This window comes from Arthrobacter sp. 01T419 (assembly GCF_056398865.1).
Map to the genome: position 1 here is coordinate 42650 of NZ_JBFTQF010000001.1, position 21044 is coordinate 63693.

19 protein-coding genes are annotated in these 21044 nt (G+C 64.0%); 9 read left to right on the forward strand and 10 right to left on the reverse strand.

Annotated elements, in window-relative coordinates:
* Nucleotides 1–13: 13 nt before the first annotated feature.
* A complete protein-coding gene (locus AC1DLO_RS00195; RefSeq protein WP_476888342.1) occupies nt 14–727 on the forward strand; it encodes a hypothetical protein in 714 nt (237 codons plus the stop codon).
* Nucleotides 728–751: 24 nt separating this feature from the next.
* On the opposite strand, the gene AC1DLO_RS00200 is transcribed toward AC1DLO_RS00195, so the two are convergent.
* Entirely contained in the window at nt 752–910 is a 159-nt protein-coding gene (locus tag AC1DLO_RS00200) for a hypothetical protein (RefSeq protein ID WP_476888343.1), read from the reverse strand.
* Nucleotides 911–1045: 135 nt separating this feature from the next.
* Nucleotides 1046–3709 (reverse strand): UvrD-helicase domain-containing protein, encoded by a 2664-nt coding sequence (locus tag AC1DLO_RS00205; protein ID WP_476914368.1) that lies wholly within the window; start codon nt 3707–3709, stop codon nt 1046–1048.
* Between the two features lie 467 nt (nt 3710–4176).
* Here AC1DLO_RS00205 and AC1DLO_RS00210 point away from each other — a divergent pair, with 467 nt between their 5' ends.
* The 3 genes from AC1DLO_RS00210 (at nt 4177) to AC1DLO_RS00220 (ending at nt 6075) form a co-directional block, all read left to right on the forward strand.
* The gene (locus AC1DLO_RS00210) at nt 4177–5121 is read left to right on the forward strand and encodes a hypothetical protein (RefSeq protein WP_476888345.1); all 945 of its coding nucleotides are present in this window, start codon (nt 4177–4179) and stop codon (nt 5119–5121) included.
* Between the two features lie 266 nt (nt 5122–5387).
* Nucleotides 5388–5687, forward strand: coding sequence for a DUF4193 domain-containing protein (locus tag AC1DLO_RS00215; RefSeq protein WP_476888346.1), 300 nt, complete (start codon nt 5388–5390; stop codon nt 5685–5687).
* Nucleotides 5659–6075 (forward strand): hypothetical protein, encoded by a 417-nt coding sequence (locus AC1DLO_RS00220; protein ID WP_476888347.1) that lies wholly within the window; start codon nt 5659–5661, stop codon nt 6073–6075. Before AC1DLO_RS00215 ends, AC1DLO_RS00220 begins: the two co-directional genes overlap by 29 nt.
* Nucleotides 6076–6382: 307 nt before the next feature.
* Here AC1DLO_RS00220 and AC1DLO_RS00225 read toward each other — a convergent pair whose 3' ends face one another.
* The 3 genes from AC1DLO_RS00225 to AC1DLO_RS00235 form a co-directional block, all read right to left on the reverse strand.
* Complete coding sequence (locus AC1DLO_RS00225; RefSeq protein WP_476888754.1) at nt 6383–7201, reverse strand: nuclease-related domain-containing protein; 819 nt, start codon at nt 7199–7201, stop codon at nt 6383–6385.
* A gap of 873 nt (nt 7202–8074) precedes the next feature.
* Nucleotides 8075–8476: an SHOCT domain-containing protein gene (locus AC1DLO_RS00230; RefSeq protein ID WP_476888348.1), complete on the reverse strand. Its 402-nt coding sequence runs from the start codon at nt 8474–8476 to the stop codon at nt 8075–8077.
* 166 nt (nt 8477–8642) lie between these two features.
* The gene (locus AC1DLO_RS00235) at nt 8643–9557 is read right to left on the reverse strand and encodes a hypothetical protein (RefSeq protein ID WP_476888349.1); all 915 of its coding nucleotides are present in this window, start codon (nt 9555–9557) and stop codon (nt 8643–8645) included.
* A gap of 184 nt (nt 9558–9741) precedes the next feature.
* On the opposite strand from AC1DLO_RS00235, the gene AC1DLO_RS00240 reads away from it, so the two are divergent.
* Nucleotides 9742–10689, forward strand: coding sequence for a hypothetical protein (locus tag AC1DLO_RS00240; RefSeq protein WP_476888350.1), 948 nt, complete (start codon nt 9742–9744; stop codon nt 10687–10689).
* Between the two features lie 162 nt (nt 10690–10851).
* On the opposite strand, the gene AC1DLO_RS00245 is transcribed toward AC1DLO_RS00240, so the two are convergent.
* The 4 genes from AC1DLO_RS00245 to AC1DLO_RS00260 form a co-directional block, all read right to left on the reverse strand.
* Complete coding sequence (locus AC1DLO_RS00245) at nt 10852–12903, reverse strand: ATP-binding protein (RefSeq protein ID WP_476888351.1); 2052 nt, start codon at nt 12901–12903, stop codon at nt 10852–10854.
* A 216-nt stretch (nt 12904–13119) separates the two neighbouring features.
* Nucleotides 13120–13326 (reverse strand): zinc finger domain-containing protein, encoded by a 207-nt coding sequence (locus AC1DLO_RS00250; RefSeq protein ID WP_476888352.1) that lies wholly within the window; start codon nt 13324–13326, stop codon nt 13120–13122.
* Nucleotides 13327–13452: 126 nt separating this feature from the next.
* The gene (locus tag AC1DLO_RS00255) at nt 13453–13623 is read right to left on the reverse strand and encodes a hypothetical protein (protein WP_160147650.1); all 171 of its coding nucleotides are present in this window, start codon (nt 13621–13623) and stop codon (nt 13453–13455) included.
* Between the two features lie 10 nt (nt 13624–13633).
* On the reverse strand, nt 13634–14485 hold the full coding sequence (locus tag AC1DLO_RS00260) for a hypothetical protein (protein ID WP_476888353.1): 852 nt from the start codon (nt 14483–14485) through the stop codon (nt 13634–13636).
* Nucleotides 14486–14690: 205 nt separating this feature from the next.
* On the opposite strand from AC1DLO_RS00260, the gene AC1DLO_RS00265 reads away from it, so the two are divergent.
* The gene (locus tag AC1DLO_RS00265) at nt 14691–15863 is read left to right on the forward strand and encodes a hypothetical protein (RefSeq protein ID WP_476888354.1); all 1173 of its coding nucleotides are present in this window, start codon (nt 14691–14693) and stop codon (nt 15861–15863) included.
* Here the strand turns inward: AC1DLO_RS00265 and AC1DLO_RS00270 are convergent.
* Nucleotides 15844–16335, reverse strand: a complete 492-nt coding sequence (locus AC1DLO_RS00270) for a helix-turn-helix domain-containing protein (RefSeq protein WP_142938930.1) — start codon at nt 16333–16335, stop codon at nt 15844–15846. The genes AC1DLO_RS00265 and AC1DLO_RS00270 overlap by 20 nt on opposite strands.
* Before the next feature lie 442 nt (nt 16336–16777).
* Between AC1DLO_RS00270 and AC1DLO_RS00275 the strand changes: the two genes are divergently transcribed.
* The 3 genes from AC1DLO_RS00275 to AC1DLO_RS00285 all read left to right on the forward strand — a co-directional run bounded on the left by AC1DLO_RS00275 (nt 16778) and on the right by AC1DLO_RS00285 (nt 21012).
* Nucleotides 16778–17161, forward strand: coding sequence for a hypothetical protein (locus AC1DLO_RS00275; RefSeq protein WP_071416501.1), 384 nt, complete (start codon nt 16778–16780; stop codon nt 17159–17161).
* A gap of 172 nt (nt 17162–17333) precedes the next feature.
* A complete protein-coding gene (locus tag AC1DLO_RS00280; RefSeq protein WP_476888355.1) occupies nt 17334–18635 on the forward strand; it encodes a hypothetical protein in 1302 nt (433 codons plus the stop codon).
* A gap of 58 nt (nt 18636–18693) precedes the next feature.
* Entirely contained in the window at nt 18694–21012 is a 2319-nt protein-coding gene (locus tag AC1DLO_RS00285; RefSeq protein WP_476914369.1) for a phage tail tip lysozyme, read from the forward strand.
* Nucleotides 21013–21044 lie beyond the last annotated feature (32 nt).

The window sequence follows — 21044 nt, forward strand, 5'->3', positions numbered from 1 at the left end:
AGTCATCTATCAGATGACCATTCGATTCGACCCCCGGCTGACTGACCAGGCGGTCCTTCGATCTTCCGAGGGGGGACGTATGCGCCTGGACGTGATGATCGCGGCCGACAAGTACGGCTGCAACCACGAGACGCTTCGACGCTTGTTCAAGCAGGGCGGTATCGAGGGTCGATACGAGACGTACCCCGGGCGCAACGGATCCGTCCAGAAGAGGCTCACCTTCGACGAGGCCGATCTCGAGGCGGCCTTCGCAGGCCCGCTGGCGCACATCCGCGATCGCGCGAACCACACCGTGGACTTCGGCGATGCAGGCCGGCTCGACGTGCGCGAGGCGGCTCAGCGCCAGAACTGCAGCGAGGCCCGGATTCGCCAGTCGTTCAAGCGTGGCGACCTGCGAGGCGAATACGCGATGCTCCAAGGACGCGGAGGCCGGCTGGTGAGGAAGCTCACCTTCGATGAGGCCGCACTGGACGAGTGCTTCGGCAGGGAGATGACGGCCCAGGCCAGGCACGAGGCGCATGTGGCGAAGATCCGGGCGACGGCAGTGCCGCTTACCGATGAGCAGAAGAGCGCGATCGCCTCGGTCTTCATCGACCACCTGCGGGAGAAGCGCGCGGCCGAGCGAGCGGGGGCCGACGGCGCGGCCGACGCCGTCGACGAATCGGGGGAGTTCGACGAGGACGACGAGGACCAGGTCCAGCGCGTTGGCCTTATTGCGGCCTCATGATGCCTCCTAAGCACGACCTTATCGTTACTCGAACTCCTGCAGCATTCTGGCGACACGAGCATTGAGCTCGTCTGCCTGCCTGAGGATCTTGGCTTCCTTTTCCTGACTGATGTGTCTGGCTGGCGGGACCGGAGCTGGCTCGGTCTGCGAGAACTCGATGACAGTAGCTTCGGCGAACGGCACGAGCCGCTCCCCCACAGCGCCATGGCTGCCCTTGCGGTTGACCCGACGTGGGAGGTGCGCCTGGAGTTTATTCAGAACCCGAGCACACCCGCGGAGCTCATCGCGGACACGGCAGTCTCCGTCTTGCGCGACGCACTAAGCATCCGCGAGCTTTATCGTTCCGGTGCAGATCGGGTAGCCAGTGCAGCCGAAGAACTGCCCGTACCGCCCATTGCGTTCCTTTACGGTGCGTTTCTTGCATTTCGGGCAGACCACCGGAGTGATGTCATCGCCTGTGGCGGACCGGATCTTGAGGACTCGGTCTCGGACCAGTTCGAGGAGGAATGCTGATTCTGCGCCGCTGCGGGTGACCAGGAGCGCGGAACGCCGCGCGCGGGTCAGCGCTACGTAGAACAGGCGTCGTTCCTCGGCGAACGGGTAGGGATCCGGTGCCGCCATAGCCAGCTGCAGGAGTCGATCGTCCTCGATGGTGCTGGGGAAACCGCTCCTCTCAAGGCCGAGGACGACCACGTAGTCGGCTTCTTTTCCTTTCGAGGCGTGGACGGTGTTGAACTGGACGGTCAGGTTGGCGTATCTCGCTTCCAGCGCCGAGGTGACATCGTCCTTGGACCGGGAGTACCGGCCGAGCAGCAGCACAGTGGCTGGCTCAGTGAGCTCTGAGTCAAGGGTTGTCAGGTGCTGCCGAACGGCCGATCCGTAGTGGCTGCGCTCCCGTACACTGACGGCGCATACGGTCTCGACAGCCTCCGGCGCTGAAGATCTGACGTTCTTGGAGATTTGATTGGGGTTTTTCATCACGAACCGGCCGGCGACGTCGCACAGGGACTGCGGGGACCGGAAAGTACGGTCCAGCCAAATCGTTGAGCCAGCGCCGAACCAGTCATCGAAGCCGGTCATCACGCTGAGGTCTGAGCCCGCGAAACGGTTGATGGACTGCCAGTCGTCGCCGACTGCATACAGGAAGGTATCGGGTGTCTTCAGCAGCGCCCGTACCAGCGCCGCACGGGCAGAGCTGGTGTCCTGCATCTCGTCGACCATGACGAGCCGGTAAGGGCTCATCCACCGGCCCGACTCGACGTGATCGGTTGCGAGATTCAGCATGTCCTCGAAATCGATCTGGCCCGGGGCTCGGAGCTGATGGTCCCATTCGGCGAGGATGACGCCGTACAGACGTGTGAAGAGCCTGGCCCGCAAGGTTCGGCCGGCCCGTTGCGTCAGCACGTCAGGCGTGAGGCGGTTGCCCTTCGCGTGTGTCATGAAGGACCGCATCAGCGCCACCATCGCCTGATCGCTGATCGGCGGTTCCCCGAGTGCCTCCCTGTAGGGGTCTTCCTCGAGCTGGATTCCGTGTCGGCGAAGCTCCTGTTCGAGGTGCTCGAACCCGGACCCGTCCCGGATGGTTGCCGAGGTTGTCTCGATAAGTCTTGTGCTGTATCGAGTGTGGGTCTGACGCCGCCACGCCATACTTTCGGCATACCCGTCAAAATGTGGCGGCGGGTTGCCGTCTGAACCGAGCGCCCAGTGCTCATGCCAGACGTCGATGTCCGGATAGTAGAAGTCCGGCTGATACTGACGGTGGTGCGCGTCCGCAACGTCGTGCGCGTAGGGTCGCTCGTATTCATATCGGACGCCGTTGAGGAAGAGCCAGTTGGCGATCATCACCTCTTCCTGGCTCTTGACGACCTCTCCAGCGAGAGTGCCGAAGCCGTTACTACCTGTGTTCCTGTCCGACTTCTCAGGATCGGCTTCATCCCCGAGATCCGGCAGCTGCCTGCCGAACACGAGCCTGAAAAGGTCCCAGTCCCGCCGGAAGGCCGGGTCACGGTCGCGCAGGCCATCCACGATCCCCGCAAGCCGTCCCATCCCATTGTCCCTGGGGAGGTCATCGGGGAGGGCGGGTTTGCGCCCGGTCGCCTCACCGACGATGCGCAACCCGAAGGCATGGAATGTGCTTGATGCTACCGAAGCGCCGTCATCGCCGAGGCGGGAGACGAGCCGCTCCGAAAGCTCACCGGCTGCCTTTTTGTTGAATGCGAGGGCGATGATCTCCATCGGCTGTGCGATGCCACGCCGGATCGCATACCCGGCGCGGGCTACCATGGTCGAGGTCTTCCCGGAGCCCGCGGCCGCGATAACACGCACCCGGTTGTCGAAGCAGACCGTCGCCCTCGTCTGCTCTTCCGTCAACGGCGACTTCTCGACCTTGCGGAAGAAGTCCGCCAACTCGTTTTTCTCCCACTCCAGGAACGCCTCGTTCCGCTGGGCAGCCCACCTTGACAAGTCAGTGGTGCGGCAGGCGTCGACTGCGGCACGCTGGTCCTCACGTTTACCCCTGGGAAGCCCGGAGAGCCTCGGATCGCTGTCGGCAGCCAGCCACACAGCGACGTCCGGACGGGAGCCCTCGAGCGCGGCGATCGTGTCCTGGTCCGCCCACCGTAGTCGGTCCATCACATCCCGGACCCGGGACCACCACAGGCTGGCCGCCTCGCCCTGCTCCTCAGCCTTTGAGAGCAGGGCGGCGAGATGCCGTCGCTCATCGAGCTCGGAGTGGTACGCAGCGGCGACCTCACGCACCGCGCGACGAGACAGCCCATTGAGCACTACTTCTGTCCGGCGAGGGAGGGTGATGGAGATCCGCCTCGAACCTTGATCGACAGCAAGCCCGAGGACGTCCAGTACATCGACCGCGAACTCTTGTGGAATTCCGCGGACATGCAGACGGCCCTCGCCGATCGCCAGGACCCATGACCCTGCGCCCATGAACATTCGAGCCCACCAGCCTGGCTTCCATTCCGTCATGCTTCCCCTGAACATGTTCAATAACCGGCCACTTGCCTTCGTTCCACGGTATCAGCGCGAAATTGTGCGTCGTCGAGCGCGTTCAACGGGTTCGTGCCGCGTTCGCAGCCTACCGGCAACACGACCAAACCGACGGACTGGAGTGGGCTGTGCTCGATGAGATGTACCGCCGACTCCCTCGACACGTCATCAGCCCCTTTCGCCTTTCCCAAGCCTGCGGCACACGTCCGCCACGATCGCCCTGGACAGCGGCACCTCGCTGCACGCGTTGCAGGGCCGCATGTGCCATGCCGATCCGCGGACCACCAGAAGATATGACTAGGTCCGGAACAACCTGCTGAAGTCCGCCGGCTACGACGCCGCCAGGGCACTGGCGTAAATCCGCTGGCCAAAGCCTTGGGGCCAAGTAGTTTGGAACCGTGAACGAGATAAATGCGGCAGAAGTGACTCCACCCGCTTCCGAGCCCGTGACCGCGATCTATGAGCTGCCCGTTCCGATTTGGGTGTCCTGTGCAGCTCTAGGCGGGACCTACTCGTCCGGGTACGGCAGTGTTCAGTTTGACGTGGTGATGCCGCAGGACAGGCCCCCCGCAGGTGGTCCCCCTGCGATCGACGGCGTTGCGGTCCCTGAGTCCCGCGACGGGGAGTTGGTCGAGTGGACGATAAAGTCCGCAGGGTGGATTGCTAAAGAGTTTCAGCCGGCGACCGCATTGCGCCGAATCGTCATCACGGCTGTCGAGGCTCCGATTGATGAAACCAAATCATGGCGGGGTCCTGACCAGCAGCTCGGAGAGTGCATCAAGTTCTGGTTCGACCATGTGCGTTCCTGGGTCGAGATTTTCACCGGACAGGATCTCGATCCGGATCATAGGGTCTACGATGCGGAAACGGTCGGGGCCGGACTGACCTTCATTGCTCCACAGCACGAAGGCGCTCTAGGTATTCGACTCACCACCCGTCACATTCAGCCGGTCACCGCTGCTGAATGGCAGTCGATTCTTGCCGCTGTCCGTGACGGTAAGGAGCCGCCCCTGGAGTACCTTCTTATCCGGGACGCGCATGCGGCATTCGCACGCGGATTTTACCGGCGTACAGTGATCGACGCCGCGGCTGCACTTGAGATCGCACTCGTCCGCATTCTGGACGAGAGGATTGGGGATCTTCCGGAGCGACAGCGTGCGCGCCTGGAGGCTCGGCCGACCCTTGGCATTTCCATCGACATAGCGAAAGTCTCTGGGTTTGAGTTCGACGTGACCTTCGAGGATCTGAAACGCCTGAATGATGCCCGTAATGACGCTGTCCACCGGGCCCAGGTGCCTGACTACTTCGATACCGTCAGCTTGCTTCAAGTGGCCGGTGACTTCCTTGGAACCTCCGTTCACACCAAGGATGCGTCAGCCCCTACAGATTGAGGTGTGGGCCTCATCGTTGGCTCTTGGAGCGGTGGCCTCGCCGGTGTTATCTTCGCGCTTATGGCCGCAGCGGGCTCGTCGACCGTGCGGCAACTTCGTGTTGGCCGCCGCGCATGAGGCTCCCCGGCGGCAGCACGATCAGGGTTGCAGGTCAAGCGCCCCTGGTCCAAGCGCCCGCGCAGGAACGAACTGTTTTGGGAATTCTTCCCGTGTCCTGTACGTTGCAGGATCGGTAATCCCCATCAACAGAGAAGAGATGCACCTCCGTGGCAACCGATTACGATGAACTGCGCACCGACGTCAAGGAATCCCAGGAAAACTCCCTGGAGGCCCTGAAGTCCGCCAAAGCCCCGGATGCGAAATCCGTGGTTCAGGAGCTCGACGAGGCTGACGCCCTGGACGGCCTGACCCCTGGCGGGGAGTTCATTGCCGAAGAGCTGGTCGTCCAGGTCATTCCGCAGGCTGACGACGAGTTCACCTGCTGGTCCTGCTTCCTGGTCCGTCACCGTTCGCAGAAGGCCCGCGAGAAGGGCGGCCATGCCTACTGCGTCGAATGCGAAGGTTGAGCGGTTTTGGCCGGCTGTCCCGGAGCATATCTGGAACAGCATCCGCGAAGAATTCACCATGCCGACAGCGGCAGACCTGGAGACGCATTTCCTATCCCTCGGCGACCCGGAGGCCATGCTCCGGGCAGTTCGGGTATTCATCGGCGAGGGAACCTTCTGCCCGGGCTTCCAGCTCAAAGATGGGCTCTTCCACGAACCTGTGCTGCGCCTCTTTGACCAGGCGATGAGCCTGAAGATTCCGCATAACGTGTTCGCCGCCTGGATGGTCAGCCCACTGCCGGCAGAAACCCGTTCCCGGCCAGTGGACATACTGGGCAGCATGACGCTGCTCCAGAGCTCCTTGGTCGCTTTTGGTGACAGGTACCGGCCGGCCGAAAAGCGTAATTAGCGGCTTGGCTCTGCCGTATCCGAAGTCAGTTGGCTTCGTGGAGGGCATGGATAAATGGCTGCACATGTACCCGACCCAGCGGGCATCCTGCCCGCGGTCCAGAATCTGACGAACCTCGCGAAAAGCTCCGCAACGGCGCTTGGCACGGGCTTCCCGAACTGTCGCGACGTCGAGGGGGCCCATGCTTCATCATGGGAGGCTGGGCAGGCGGCCGGACCGCAAATTCACTACCGATCGATGCCTGACTTCGTTCCAGCAAGCTATCCCTCAGTGTGGTTCCGAGCGGCCTGGAACGTGGGCACCTGACTCAAGCAGGCTTGAACCGGGAGGCTAACGACTCATGCACCGCCGCCACATCAACGTCGCCGGCCGACATTTCTACAAGTAGTTTTGCTAGCCGTTTCGGCCAAAGTACATGAACGCCATGGGTCGAGAATGCGCCCCCGATCAGGGGCCAATCGGCTTCGATAAAGCACAGCGCCCCGGTGACCGGAATATCCCCGACGAGGTCTTGCACAACGTCGACCTGTTTGAGCACCCCATCGACCAGCTTCGTGCAATCACGTCGGCCGACGAGGAGCTTCTCCACGCGTGGGCGCAGGATGCCACCCTCGACCTTCAGTTCAGGCCGTCCCTTGTACCTTTTGGCGTCGATGACCCAGATACCACTGCGAGTGATGGCGATGTGGTCGATGTTGGCTTTCGAGCCGGGAATGCGTCGGTCGTGAAGGACGGCCAGGCCATCGGCGGCCAGGGCATCCAGCCGAGCGCCGAGGCGTTCCTCGCCAATCGCGCCTCGATCCCAGGATTTGGTGCTTTGGCGTTCGTCAGAGAGGACGACTGCGATGCCGCCGAATGGACCCCACTTCTCGCGGAGCTTTTCCTCGTCTTTCGCTTTGCGGCGCTCATACTCGCGTCGGGCTGACGAGCCAGCGATTCCAGACTCAGTGGACAACGAGTGATCACCAACTCGTTCCAGGTGGGGGGTTGTTTCCGGGGTCTCGGTGGCACACTCCAAGCATCGGACGGTCTTCGTATCGCTTTCATAGATCGCTTCCGTCCCTGCCGGAAGAGATGCACCGCACAGCCGACACGCTCCGGCGTACCGGAGCCTCATCTTCTTCATGAGGACACAGGGTGGAGCATCGACACGGACCAAATCTGCTTGTAGATCACGGCGGCTAAACCGCGGATGTGCTTTGCACGGATCAATCCTCGCCACGGCAGCGTCCAGACCTTGCAAACTTGCCCCAGGATCTTAGTGGAAATCTCGTACCGCCGGCCTTCCGGCGAGCTGTGATGACCTCGGACGAACGCCCCGTAGGTCACTATGGTGTCTGCTGGCTGTCTGTATCCGGGAATTCACGGAGTGTGGCCGCTATGGCTCTGACTGCCGCCGGGTCCTCGGTCCAGTGCCGTGAGGTACGTGTACAGGCATGGAAGTTTGTCACTTTCGATGCCTTGGCCGCCTCAGTTAGTTCTGCCCACGCTTCCCGCAGTTCCGCTTGGAGCTCAGGTGATATGGGCGCGTCTGGGACACGTCCTGCCGCCACGACTGGACTCATGGGTGCCGCGGTTGCGTCTTTTCGCCGAAAAAGACTTCTAAGACCCATTTCTGTTCCCCCTTTCCCCTCTGCCCAGAGTATCAATGTCCCTTCAATACGTCCCGACACTACGACCGAGCGCCCAGCCCCGACCTCGCGGATAGCTGCAGCTGAATAGTCGCACTATTCGGCTGCGGCGGGCAGCGTTTCCAACGCCGGAAACAACCCTTATCCATGCCCCAGACAACGAGAAGAACAACAACTTGGCACTCCTTCGTTTGACGCCTTAGTCCAGTCGATGTTCCATGCGCGCTGCTGTAGCGTGGCGTGCTGAAGGCCTGCCGGTCCCCCATCGGTGGGCCTTCTTTTTCCCTCGCTGCGGGGCACAATGGGCAAATTCTTGGCCGAAGTTACCCCTGAAGTCGCTATGAGACTGACGAAGCAACCGCTGGATATCAGTCCGCAAGGGTACTGAGCTTGGCGGCGCTGAATTCCTCGTCAGAGAGTGCACCCTTCGCATGGAGTTCTGCAAGGAGAGCCAGTTCTGCCGCTAAGGACCTTCTGCCCCGCATTTTGCCAAACAACCTCCGATGCCCGCCCGTGCGGGCTTGGGCTGCCGCTGGTTCCTGCGTCTGCCGTCGTGATGAACCTTTGATGGCAAATGCGATGAGTAGGGTTATCGCGAGGACGCCTAGCGCGATTCCTAAGGGGGCTCGGAACGGCTCGGTTGCGTTTGCCACGACGGCAATAACCACCGCAGCAACTGCACACGTCCCAGCTATCCGAAGCCACCCTCGGCTGAGGCTGAACGCAAATATGTATTGGCCTGGTTCGGTCGGTACTGCATGTTGGTTCATCTGCCGAGGATAGCCCTACGAATCCTCATAGAACATCTCCTGAACGCGACGAACTGCCGAACGCTGAACTCGGCATAGGCGTCCTTGGTCCGCTTCTCGTTCCCATCGAGGGTGTAGTTCATGCGACCCTCCCAAAATACGAAGTCAAGATCGCCTCGTTGTGGACTCAAGCGTTGTCTGGGTTGTCGAGTTGCTTGCGCAGCCGCCGGACTTCAGCCTCCGCCGCGGCGAGTCGAGCCTCGATCTTCTCCCGATCAAGGTTCGTAGACGGGCGTGGTGCCGGCCTCGTCCTCGAAACGAGCCAGCCGATCCGCTGATAGCCAGTGATCCGCCGCACATGCGTACACGTGAAGCAGTCCCTCTCGGGCTCGGGGCGCGGCCAGCGCAGATCGATCATCTTCCGGATGTGGTCTCGCTCGAAACCCCTTTCAGGCCATCCAGGGTTATCCACTGCCGCCCAGCTTTCCTCGAAATCACGGCGGATCTCCACGATGCGCTCCTCGGACACCAGCTTGGGCCCGTCCTCAGGCTTCCAATCCACATCAGTGCAGACTTGCTCATAGTGCCCGCAGGAGAGCCTGACCCGCCAGAACGCCGACGAGTGTGGCGTGGGTTTCCGGATCTTCGCCCAGTCCTCGGCGTCCATCCAGTCGTAGTCAGGTTCCTCAGCATCAGCTGGGAATTCCGTGATCTTCCTGTCGACCCACTCGACGATGTCACGATACGGCTTGGCAGCGGGCCCATGGTCAGTCGTACACCAGAACTCCCCGGAGGGAAGCCTGCGCTGACTGATGAGGTCGGGGTAGCGGCGATCGTCCGGATAATTGTCTTCGCCGTGCGTGTAGACCTCGTGCGTACATCCGCACTCCAACTGGACGCGCCAGCGAAACATGTTCTTGGCTTCCGGGACGACGAGCGGCCAGAATACCGGGTCGTACTGCTGACGCAACTGGGCGACACCCTCCTCGAACTCCCGGAGGGCCTGCTTCTGGGGCCGTGCCCGCCCCGGTACCCGCGTCTGCAGTCTCCCAGGCTCAGGAGTCTGGTCATCGGAAACAGTGTCAGCCTTGGCCGCGCTCATTCTTTGATCCTCGCCCAGAGCACCGGACAAATCGAGGGAACGCGCGGGGCACCACAGCGAAAACGTAGTTTTGAACAAAAGCCAGGTCCTGCGCAGTTCCAGCTGATGGTTTCTCGTTCGGCTAACTTGTTGGCACCAATCTGCTAGGAGACAGCAGCCTGGTGTGGACGGATAATGAGCGGCTATGGAACCAAATGCTGAGGTTTCCCGTGGTCCGTGCCCGGGGGAAGAGTGGGCCTACAGGCTGCGTGACGATGCGCCGTCCGAGCGGGTGCACATCGTGGCGGTGCACCAGGAGGGTCGAAGATTCCGGGTCGACATCCGTCACTTGGACGGCCATTCACCGGGCAGGGAAGAAAACGTCCCTCGTTCCCGACTCAAGGTGCCGTGGGAAGACGTAGTCGCGTACGACACCTCGATGGATGGCTGGAGGCGGCTCAAGGCCGAGTCCATCGACGAACACGAGGCGTCGGCCCTGTGGGCCGCACTGGAGCTGGTGATACCTTCGGAGGTCGCCGAGCTATCTGTCGCTTCAAGCGACGATTCATTGACGGTCCACGATCACGGTGCCTTCGAAACGCTCACCGGACAGACCGTGGCTGCCTTCCAATCCCGATTTTCTTGGCTGGTTCATGACGGCGAGGTGTTCTTGTCGCCGCGTGCGGCGCTGGCTGTCGTGGAGCTGGCCTGCCGCAGGAACCCGGCCCCGGTCCTGGACCTCGTCATGGCCGAGGAAGCAGTGGCTCGAGAAAAATCCAAACGGGGCGGAACAATTGAAAACTGGGAAACCCGGGAACCGGTAGCCACTTCAGCTGAGTTTGAATACGACTATTACCTGCGCCGCCAAAGACCCATTCATGAGATGCTCCGTCAATGGTGCGGTTACGGCTCGGTGACGGCTCATGAACGGCTCTTGGCTGCAGAAGCGGAAGTCAATCGCCTCGACGTCCTCCTGACATGGGCTGTGGACCACATCCGCAGGACTGACAAGGGCACCGCAGAAATGATCGAGAGGGAGCACGAGGAGGACCGCATCACCCCTTACACCATCCGTCCGGTTCCCCAACGCCCGCTGAAACCGCACGAAATGCCGCGGATAGAAGTACCCACCCGCCGCGGCTGGTACCGCTGACACCTACCCACCGGCTCAAGACCTCAGGTCCAACGCCTCCAGCCTGACGATCAGCCCATCGGGACCTCCATCACTTGACTAGCTCTGGCACACCTCCCCGAAGGTCCCACAACATCGGACATGCAGCCGTGCTACGCGGAGGAGCATGTCGCTGATCGTCGCCTAGCTCGACGGCAGGCCGAGCCTATCGAAGAACGCCCTGTTCCGCTCTGTGGCCGCATTGACGAGACCGTCGAAGCTGATGACTTCGACGTAGGCCTTGTAGGGCTCGATGTAGCCGAAGTACCCGAGCCCGTCATGTGTTTTGGTCAGGGTCGACAGCTTGCACATGCGCTCCATCGTCGGCGTCAGGTCGGCGATGACATAGCAGAAAGCCGGCGGCTCCTGCGCGCTCGACGGGATCGGTCGCCCAGTTGCAGTCGCCGCCTTGCCCTCACGGACGCGCGCGACGTAGTCGAGGCACTGTGCGATGGGGTTCTTATCCTCCGCCGTCGCATCATTGCGCATGGGACGCTTGAGCTCGACGACGACGATCGACTGCAGCGGCAGCTTCTGCCCTTCGGACGCGAGCACGGGCAAGTCCGGCTCGAGCACGCGGGTTGCCAGAATGTCTGGTCTGTTCGTCGAGGCATCGTCCGTGACGGGCATATTCTTGAACGTCTTGTCGGACGCGAGGTAGTCGTGGAAGACGAGCCGCTCGTCGAGGATCCACAGGTTTGACGCGTCGACCCCGACCTCGTTCGAGTCCTGCCGCATCGGGAAGAGCAGCTCATGGATTCGGTCCTCGCGGGCGTACTTGCCGTTGCCGTCCGACTCGATGAGTTTCGCGAGGATGTCGAGGGTCGTTCGTCGTCGGGCGACGTAGTTCGCCAGGTCGGACTGGTTGAAATCCTTCACTGTCACGAGGTACTTGGCGAGGCGCTCGTCGTAATCTTCGGGCTTGTCGCCGCTCGAATCCGCGAATACGGCCTGGCCCTCTGCCAGTAAATCGGTTTCGATCCTCTGGGCATGCTTGTGCAGCTCCATTTCGAGGTCGGTGTCCTTCATCGACGGGTCCACGACGATCCCGGCTGATTCGATGCGCTTTATGAGCGGGCGGTACTTCGGCCCCTTGGTGCTCACGTATTGGTGGATCCGCTCCTTGCTCGCGACCCGCGCCGATGCCAGCGGCTCCGTCAGCGCCTTCGAGACCTCCTGCAGGACGCCTGTACGGATGTCGTCGAGCGTCGGCTCGTCGATCAGGGCGTCGCCCGCCATGCGCTCCGGCAGGTCGAAGTCCGTGCGGTCGGCCCTGACGTGGTCGTTGAGGTAGGTCGAGGACAGGTAGCAGACGTAGGTGAACTCGGTTGAGGTGCCGTCTTTCATGCGCGCGTAGAGGCCCGGCAGCTTCCCCGCGATGCTCTCGTCTTTGACGACCCGGTTCGCGGCGCACCAGTGCAGGCGCGGCGTCGCGTTGCGGGCCGAGGTCTTGAGGCGCAGGTTGAGCATCTCGAACGTCTGGCCCTTGACCTCGAACGACGCTGCCGTCTCGGAGTGCCCGAGCTCTTCGACAAAGTCCTTGAGCGAGAACGTCTCATCGTCGTCAGACACGAACACGTCGGGAGCGCCGCCGTCGCGGAGGAAGTACCAGATACAGTGCTCGAAGATTTCGCGCGCGATGGCCTCAACCGTCTTCGCCGCGCTCTGCTGGTACGGCTTCTTGAAGCCCTCCAGACACACAGAGCTGCCGGCATCGGTCAGTCCGTCGGGCGCGTCGTCGCGCACGACGTCCTGACTGACCGAGAACCTGAACTGACGTCCCGCAAGGGTCCCACCCTCGTAGTAGGCGCTGCGCACCTCGACGCGATCGAACGCCACCAGCCAGAGCAGCCGGCCCACGCCGCGGCAACCCATACCGGCCTTGTAGTCGCTGTCGAGCGTCTCGAAGGACGTCATGTTGTCGGGCGTGAACCCGATGCCGTTGTCCTCGACGCTGAAACCGGTGATGATCTTGAGCGGTGCGCGGCCGGGAGAGCCCGCGCTAAGGTCGAACGCGCCCTGCCGCTCCCGGTGAATCCGGACGGTGAGACGCCCTCGGCCAGCGGCATCGTCGGGGAACCGCGCGTCGATCGCCTGGATGCCGTTGACGACCGCCTCGTGCAGCGGGAGCAGCGCATGGGTTTTCGGCAGTGTCGTGTTCCGCACCCGCCCTGCCAGCGACGTCTTCAGCGCCATGGTACGTCCTCCATTCGTTCGATGTTATGGACATTAGCCGCGACCACTGACGTTGAAACTGATCATGCCTCGTTCCAGTCTGACTCAACCACTCGGCCGGCAAAACATGAATGTCAATGGGAAGAGCAGTCGAGCACGGCCACGTCCGGATCCCCAACGTGACGGTCGCGCGCCCTTGGATCACCATATGCTCATCGGCCTCCGCTGACGCTCAAGCTAGCGATTTCGCTGGCAAACCGGGCAAAAGTGGCTGGAGCGATTCATGAACTTTTCGCGTACGATCGGCGTTTCGCATCGCTTGCAGGGGTGCCCAGCGAGCCAATAGACACTTAGACTTCGGGAAAACCAAACCCAACTTCCCACGTTAAGTGGGCAGCGCTGGAGCGATGAGCACCACGTGCGAGTGGAGGAAATTCCTGTCATTACAGGGAACACATCACGCGAATACTTAAGGACATGTCCCCGGGGGACTGCACACTTAAGTGTGCATGCGCGCTGACCTGCGGTTATGTCCGAAAACGGACATCCCGGCGTGGGAGTTTTGGAGGCTCAGCTCTCGTCGAATGGCAGGCGGACGACCTCATCGCCCGGGTCTTCCGGACTTGCTGGCGGAGCTGCGCTCGGGTGGTCCTGGTACAGCGCGTCCGAGGCGCTCTGGTCGTAGGTGTCGGAGAGGCCTGCACCCTTGGTCCCGAGGACCTGCTCCCAGTTGAATCCCATGCACACGATTTTATTGGCCGTTATCGAATTCGCGAAGGATCGCCTCGACGCGCGCGGTCAGTTCATCGGCGCGCTTGAGGATCTGCTCTTCCTCCTCGCGCGACATCTGCCGCCGGGGGCTGGCCGGCATCGCAACTGCAGCAGGCACCGGCGCAGGTGCGGGGTCCGGACCGTCGAGCAGCAGGGCCGCGGCACTGATGACCGCCGACAGCGAGGATGGGTGCATGGAGCGGTAGGCATCGATCCATCCCCAGCGGTCCACGGCTGGCAGCATACCGACGCAGAGGTGCCAGTCCGGATTGGGGTCCGGCCGAAGGTGCCGGTGCGCGGGGCCGTCTTCGTCGCGGCGGTTCCCCAGGACCCGGACGGAGCCGTGCGACCACCCGCTGTTGGTGCCAATCACATCAAGCCACGACCAGGTGGCGCACGCCGGGCAGGCGCTCGGGTCCTCGGCGATGCCAATCCACTGGCGCAGCTCGCGCATCCTGTCCGGCCTCAGCCCAAGCGCACCTGACCTGTCCAGTCCGAGGCCTCCGTGGGAGCGCGGCGCGAGCAGCACCGCCGCGAACAACATCCGGCGCAGCCGGAGCCGGAAGACCCAGTGGGTGTCCGGGTGCTGGATGATCGCGGTCCCACGCCGGATCAACCGCTGCAGGGAATCAGGGTCCTCCCTGTGCCCGCGCGGCCACGCGGGGGCTGGTGGATCTTTGGGAGCCAGCTGCCGGCGCAGTGTCGAGAGCACAGCCCTGGACGGCTGCACCTGTTGCACAAAGCGAGAGACTGTGGCCTCGTCGATTATTCCGGCGGGCACACCCCTGACCAGGCACCAGTCGGTCCAGAGGTCAGGAAGCGCCGTCGTCATCCTCCTGATTCTTCCACCGTCGCCGTCGGAGGGGCCCGTCAGAACAGTCAGCGCGTCACGCGACGGGTACCTCCCTCCATGGCCCGATAAGCGCACTTACCAGAGACCCGGTTCAAAGCTGCCCCGTCGATCGCGGGTATGGGGAATCGCCACTGACAGACCATTGCGACTTGGATTCTTCGGCCAGTGAGTCGAGACTGGAGTCATGGCAGCACAGGCGAGGCTTGCAGCACTCAGCGCTCCGACGGTCCCGCCGGAGCCGGAGGTGGACGACGAGCTGCGTGAGCTCGAGGAGATCTCGCGGTCTTTGGAAGGACACACGCTGTCTGCTGCCACCCGGCGCGCCTATGCCACGGCGTGGCGTGCCTTTGATGACTTCTGTACCGGCCACGGACTGGAGGCGCTGCCTGCGCATCCGGAAACCGTCCGCTGGTACGTCGCCTGGATGTCCACGCAGCTCGATGACGACGGGCTCCCCCGGTTCTCTGTCGCGACGATCCGCCAGCGTCTGGCCGGTATCGGCGAGAGGCATCTGCGCGGCGGGTTTCTTGATCCCACGGCCCACCGCGGCGTGGTGGATCTCGTGCGCGGGCTGGCCAAGCTGCGGGCCACCAGGCCCCGGCGCAAGCGCCCTCTGCTTCTGGACGACGTGGTCCGGATCATCGCGGTGATGGAGCACGACACATATCCGGCAGGCGTGTCAGCCACCAGGGACGCCCTGGCGGTGTGGCTCGGGTTCGCAGGGGCCCTGCGCAGGAGCGAGGCGGCGGCCCTGACGCTGAACAGGCTCGAGCTGCACCCGGTCGATGGTGTCCACGTTCATGTGGGGGCCTCGAAGGCCGACCCGGAGAACGCGCTGCCGGACGTGGTCGTGCTGCCGTTCGGGAGCTCGCCGGCATCCTGTCCCCCGTGTGCGGTGCACCGTTGGGTCGTGCTGCTCGGGCTCGCCCGGCAGGACGACGCGCGCACACGGCGTCGCGGGATCCTGCAGCAGCTGTTCTCGTACGGTCTCGAGGAGCACGTCTGCGGGGCCGCCGGCTCAACGGCGCTCATCAGCAGCGCCGACCTGGCCTCGGGCGCGCCCCTGCTCCGGGCAACGTACCGCAACAGGAAGGACGCCCGGATCCATGCACGGGCGGTGAGCGGCGACGCGCTGCACACGATGCTGCTCTCGCGCATGGTCGAGGCCGGGATGAACCCTGCTGCCTACGGCTTCCACTCGCTGCGGGCCGGGCACGTAACCCAGGCGCGGCGCAACGGTGCGAGCACGGAGGAGATCATGCGCGCTGGCCGGTGGAGCCGGGCAGCGACGGTAGACGTCTACGACCGCGAGTTCAATCCTGCGGTACGCAACAGCGTCATGCGTCTGGGGTTGTAGACCCCTCGATGCCGGGGGCAACCCGGTGCCCGTGCTGGTCGTCCTCCTCGACCGGGACGCGGGCGTCGATGCTTTCCAGGAGGCGGAAGTCGACGACACCTTTGAGTTGAGCGCCGCCGCCGAGCACTTGAATGGCCTTGGAGAGCCGCAGCACCTCCAGCCTGTTCTTCTCCCACTCGCGCTGGGCCGCTGCGAGGTCGGCGAGGTACTGCTGCAGCTGGGCCTCGCTCTCTGCCTCCGGATCCTCGGCGACCAGGATCGCCAGGGGGACGTCCAGGGCCTTGGAGGCGGCGACCGCCTCGTCCAGGCGGACGGCGCGGATTTGCTGCTCTATCCGGGTCACCGCCGAAGGGTCGACGTTCGTTCCGAGGATCTCGGCAATCCTGCGGGCCAGCTCAGCCTGGCTGATGCCCAGGCGTTCCCTCTCCTGTCGCAGTCGGCGGGCGAAGAGGTCTCCGGGCAAGGCGTTCATCTGGTTTGGGCTCCTGGTCGGGTACATGGGCGCGAAGGGCTCAGCAAGAAGCGTATGCCGAGCCGTGCCGGAGCCGCACACCGCGCGCCCCGTCATGTGAAATCTACACGTTTTTGAGCAGAACGTCAGTCCTACCGCCGACACCTCGTTTGCGCTGGTCTTCGAGCACATTCCGGACTCGTATCCGACTCGTCACTAATACGACTATGACTGATTACTCGAATGATGTAGATTGGTCACTGATGATGTGCACGTATACGAGTCCCTAGAGAGGGGTCGGCCGCATGATTGCAGGCATTTCGTCCCGCTCAACGGGGAGTCACGTCGCATCGGGAGAGACCATTGATAGGGCGCTGTGCTCTGTCTAGGCGAATCGGTTATGCCAGTCGCCTCGTGACACATGTCATGCAAGCGACCATTCGATAGGCGAGAGGAAAGAACCATGACGAAGATTTACGAGGCGGCATTCGAGCGGGTCGCCCTGCCCACCGCGGCGTGGGACCTGACGAGCTTCCTGGAGAACGCGAAGTCCCAGATCCAGCTCTGGGGCGGGCTGCTGCTCATGCTCCTGGGTGCGGTCGGACTGGTCTGGGGCGGCGTGCTCCTGATCAAGAAGCTGATGGCTACCCCGCAGTCCGCGGGCCAGCAGCAGGGCTGGGGCACCATCGCCCTGCTCATCCTGGTCGGCGGCGCGCTCGGTACCGGCGGGTGGTCGCTGATCAACACCATCGGCTCCGGCGGCCAGAAGACCCTCGAGGACCTCGGCGGCGGCTCGGTCCTCGTGCAGACGGTCAGCCACGTACTGACCAGCGGCGTCCTGGGCTAAGCCCGGCGCGGCAGGAATCAACGGCCGGGCACACAAAGCGTCGACGGACCGCACCGGGTCGGTTGAGGTCACCAGGCCTCAACCGGCCCGGTGCGTCGTTTCCGGGGTCGGACGACGGCGCTGACGACGAGCAGGACAGGCAGAGCAAGGAACAGGACGAACGGGAACGGACATGGGGATCAAGGACAAGGCGCTGGCCTTCGGCAAGCGGTTCAAGCTCGACTCGCACCACGCAATCGAGCGCTTCGGGGTGTTCTTCGGCATCTTCGCTGTGATGGGGCTGGTCGTGGTGGCCGGCTCGGGTGCCGCCGCCTTCAAGGCGGGCAGCGACGCGGTGTCGCACACCGCGCTCTACAACACCGAGTTCACCTCCTCGAAGACCCAGCTCAAGGGCACGGTCGACGGGGTCTACACCAATCACACCGGCAACAGGGCACTGGTCATGATGCACTTCCCCGCCAGCGCGGCGATCTCGTACAACGCGGCGGACTACCAGGCCTTCCTGCTGGGCACCAACGACAAGCTGCAGACCGAAAAGGTCAGCACCAGCGGAATCAGGGGCACCTTCCACGTCTTCGGCTCGACCGGTTACGTCGGGGTCCTCCTGGACGCGGACCGGCCCTTCGACCGGCAGGTGCTCAACCTGACCGTCCGCGCGAACGCCGAGCTGACCTACGACGAGCGGCAGCAGAGCAGGGATGACCAGGTCGTGGGCGACTCGAGCTTCAAGAAGTACGACCAGTGGCGCGTGATCATCAACCCGGGTGCGTCGGGCACCACCGACATCCCGGCCCTGGACGCGGCCAGCTTCGACCCGGCCCGGGCCTATTACGACGTCGTGCTGAAGACCCAGGAGCAGCAGACGCGGGACAAGCTCGACCAGAAGCTGCTCGCGATGCGCACGAGCCTGAAGCAGGTCGAGTCGTACACCTCCGACCTGGCGACCACCAAGGTCGATGGGCTTTTCCTCCGTCCGCCGGCCGTTCCGACCTCCATCGCAGGTGATCAGGTGGCTGGTGCCTCGGCGGCCGAGGCCAAGGACGGGAAGGCGACGCTCGAGCTGAAGACGGGCCATGTCGTGCCCGGCGGATTCGACTTCAACTGGCGCGCGGGCAACGTCTATGACGGCTACCTCGACACGCTCGTGCCCGCCGGGAAGGGCTATGTGCAGTTCCTCGCCGACAAGCGCGCCGAGGGCAGCGACAGCACGAGCCAGCAGGTCTCGGACAAGAAGTGGGTCCTCTCCGACGGCACCGACCTGAAGAAGGACTACCGGTCCTCCGATGTGACGATGCGCCCGCTCACGAACGTGATGAACAACCTCTCCCAGGCCTACCAGGACTACGGCAAGGCCAAGTCGGAGTACCAGTCCGGGCTTCTGCTCGAGCTGCTCGGCCTGGACGTGAAGCTGCGCGATGTGCAGTCCAACAGCACTGCGAACTCGGCCGGGGACTTCCTGACCGTCTATCACTGAGCGCGCTCCACGGAGCGGGCAGTCACCACCCAGGCATCGAGCCGGAAAGGACAAGCTTATGGCCATCGACAAGCCGACGCGGCGGGATGACCCGACCCGGCGCGCTGCATCGCCCCGCGGGGACCGCAGGTCCGCCGACGGGGGTGCGAAGGAGGAGTCGCAGCCCCCTCGTCGTGAGGGGTCCGGCGAACGCCGCGCCGGGCCCCGTACCGGAGCGGCCTCCGCTCCTTCCCCGTCCGGGGATGCAGCCAAGGGCCTGCCGAAAACCCCGGGGGCCTCCCCCGCGCCGCAGCCCGTGGACCCGACGCCTGCGGGCCGCGGGTCGAAGCACCTGGGAACCGCACCGGCCCCGGACGCAGGGGCTGCCGCTGGCAAGGCCACAGGTGCGGCCGACACAGCCAGCAAGACCAGCAAGACCAGCAAGGCTGCCAAGGCTGCCAAGGCTGCCAAGGCTGCCAAGAGCCTTGACGGTGTCGCCGCCGGGGCGGCCGGGGGAGCTGCCCGCAAGGCGGTCGAGGGCGACGGCAGCAGCGCGGTCCGCCGCGGTGCCGGCCGGTACGCGGGAGCGGCTGCCTCGGGAGCTGTCGCCGGGGCCCAGGCCGGAGCCGCCGCCGGCGGTGTCGGCGCGCTGCCCGGGGCAGCGGTCGGCGCTGCCAAGAATGTGGGCCTGGAGACCGGCAAGGATGTTGTCGACGGTGCGTCCAAGGTCACCGGCGGAGGTCCGGACGCCGAGCCTGCCGACAAGCGGCTTGGTGCCGGGGGCACCGGCTACGAGCGGACCTCGCAGAAGGAGAAGGACGGCCAGCTGCTGTCCAAGACCGCTAAGGGTGTCGCCGTCGGCGGCACCGCGGCGGCCGCTCCCCCGGCTGCGGGGCTTCTCATGGTCATGGCCTTCCTGAAGTGGCTCAAGACCATGTTCTTCGCGATGCTCGCGATGGCCGCCAACGCGGCCAGCATGATCTGGGGTTTCATCCTCGGGATTGCCAAGGCGGTCGGGCACACGATCGCAGCGCCGTTCATCGCACTGGGCGGGCTGGTCGGCAAGGCGGCAGGAGCCGTGTTCGGGGTCACCGTGACCGCCACCGTCGCCCCGGTGGCCACGGCCGCATCCGGGGTGGCTGCGACCGTTGCCGCGGTGGCTGTGCTCAGCACGGTCCTCACGGGTGTGCTCGACCAGGCCGGCCTCGATGGCGGCCGCGGCTCGACCATGACTAACTGCATTGTCAACGTCAGCCGCAACGGCCCCGGCGCTGACGTCCCGGCGAACACCGAGGCGAACGCCCGGGCGGTCTACTCCGTGCTGAAGACCTGGGGCATGCCCGAGGAGAACATCGCGGGCATCCTGGGCAACTGGTCGCAGGAGTCGGGCGTGGACCCCACCAGCGTGGAGGGCATCTACAACGAGCCCTACCAGATCGGCCCGCGCAAGCAGACCGCCTGGGACGGGAACTTCACCCACATTCCCGGCCAGTCGCACGGCGGCATCGGTCTGGGCCAGTGGTCGAACGGGCGAACCACGATGCTCCTGGACTATGCCAAGTCCAAGAACCTGGACTGGTACACCATCAAGGCCCAGCTGGCATTCATGGCGGAGGGCGACAGCCCGGGGGACGTGGCCGTGTTCAAGGACATGATCAAGACCTCGCAGGGCTCTCCCTCTGCTGCTGCACTGCACTTCCACGACAAGTGGGAGCGCTCGGCCGACAACGCCTCACAGCTGCAGGAGCGTAAGGCCGACGCCGAGATGTGGTTCGGCAAGATGAGCGGCTGGACCGTCGACACCTCGGTCGTGGGCGGGGTCCAGGACATCGTGGGCGGCATTGTCGACACGGTCGGCAGCGGGCTCCGCTCCATCTTCGGCAACTGCGACAGCGACACCAAGGTGCGCCCGGGCAGCCTCGTCGACGGCGGCATGAACGAGGAGCAGGCCCGGCAGCTGATCGACCTGTACAACCAGGAGGGCGACAAGTTCCTGGACGACAAGTACGGCGCTGGCGGACCGGGCTCCTGCGGCGACAACCACGCCATGAACTGCGTGTCGTTCTCGGTCTACTTCATGAACAAGTACACCTCGTTCCAGCAGTACCCGCCGGGCGACGGCATCCAGACAGCCCACGCGATCGCGTCCATGACGGGCAAGCAGGTCTCGAGTACGCCGACGGCGTACTCGGTCGGTTCCGGGCCGGGTACGGGGTCCGCGGGCCACACCCTCGTGGTGCTGGGCGTGCAGGGCGACAAGGTCATCCTCGGTGAGGCCGGCTACTGCGCGTTCATGGGCCGCGTTCGCGTTGACAGTGCGGAGCGGATGAAGTCCGAGGGGTGGGTGTTCGTCGACGTCACGGACCTCATCACCACGGGCGGCAACCTGCCTGCGTAGCCGGCGGAAGCAGGGCCGGTGTCCGGACGATC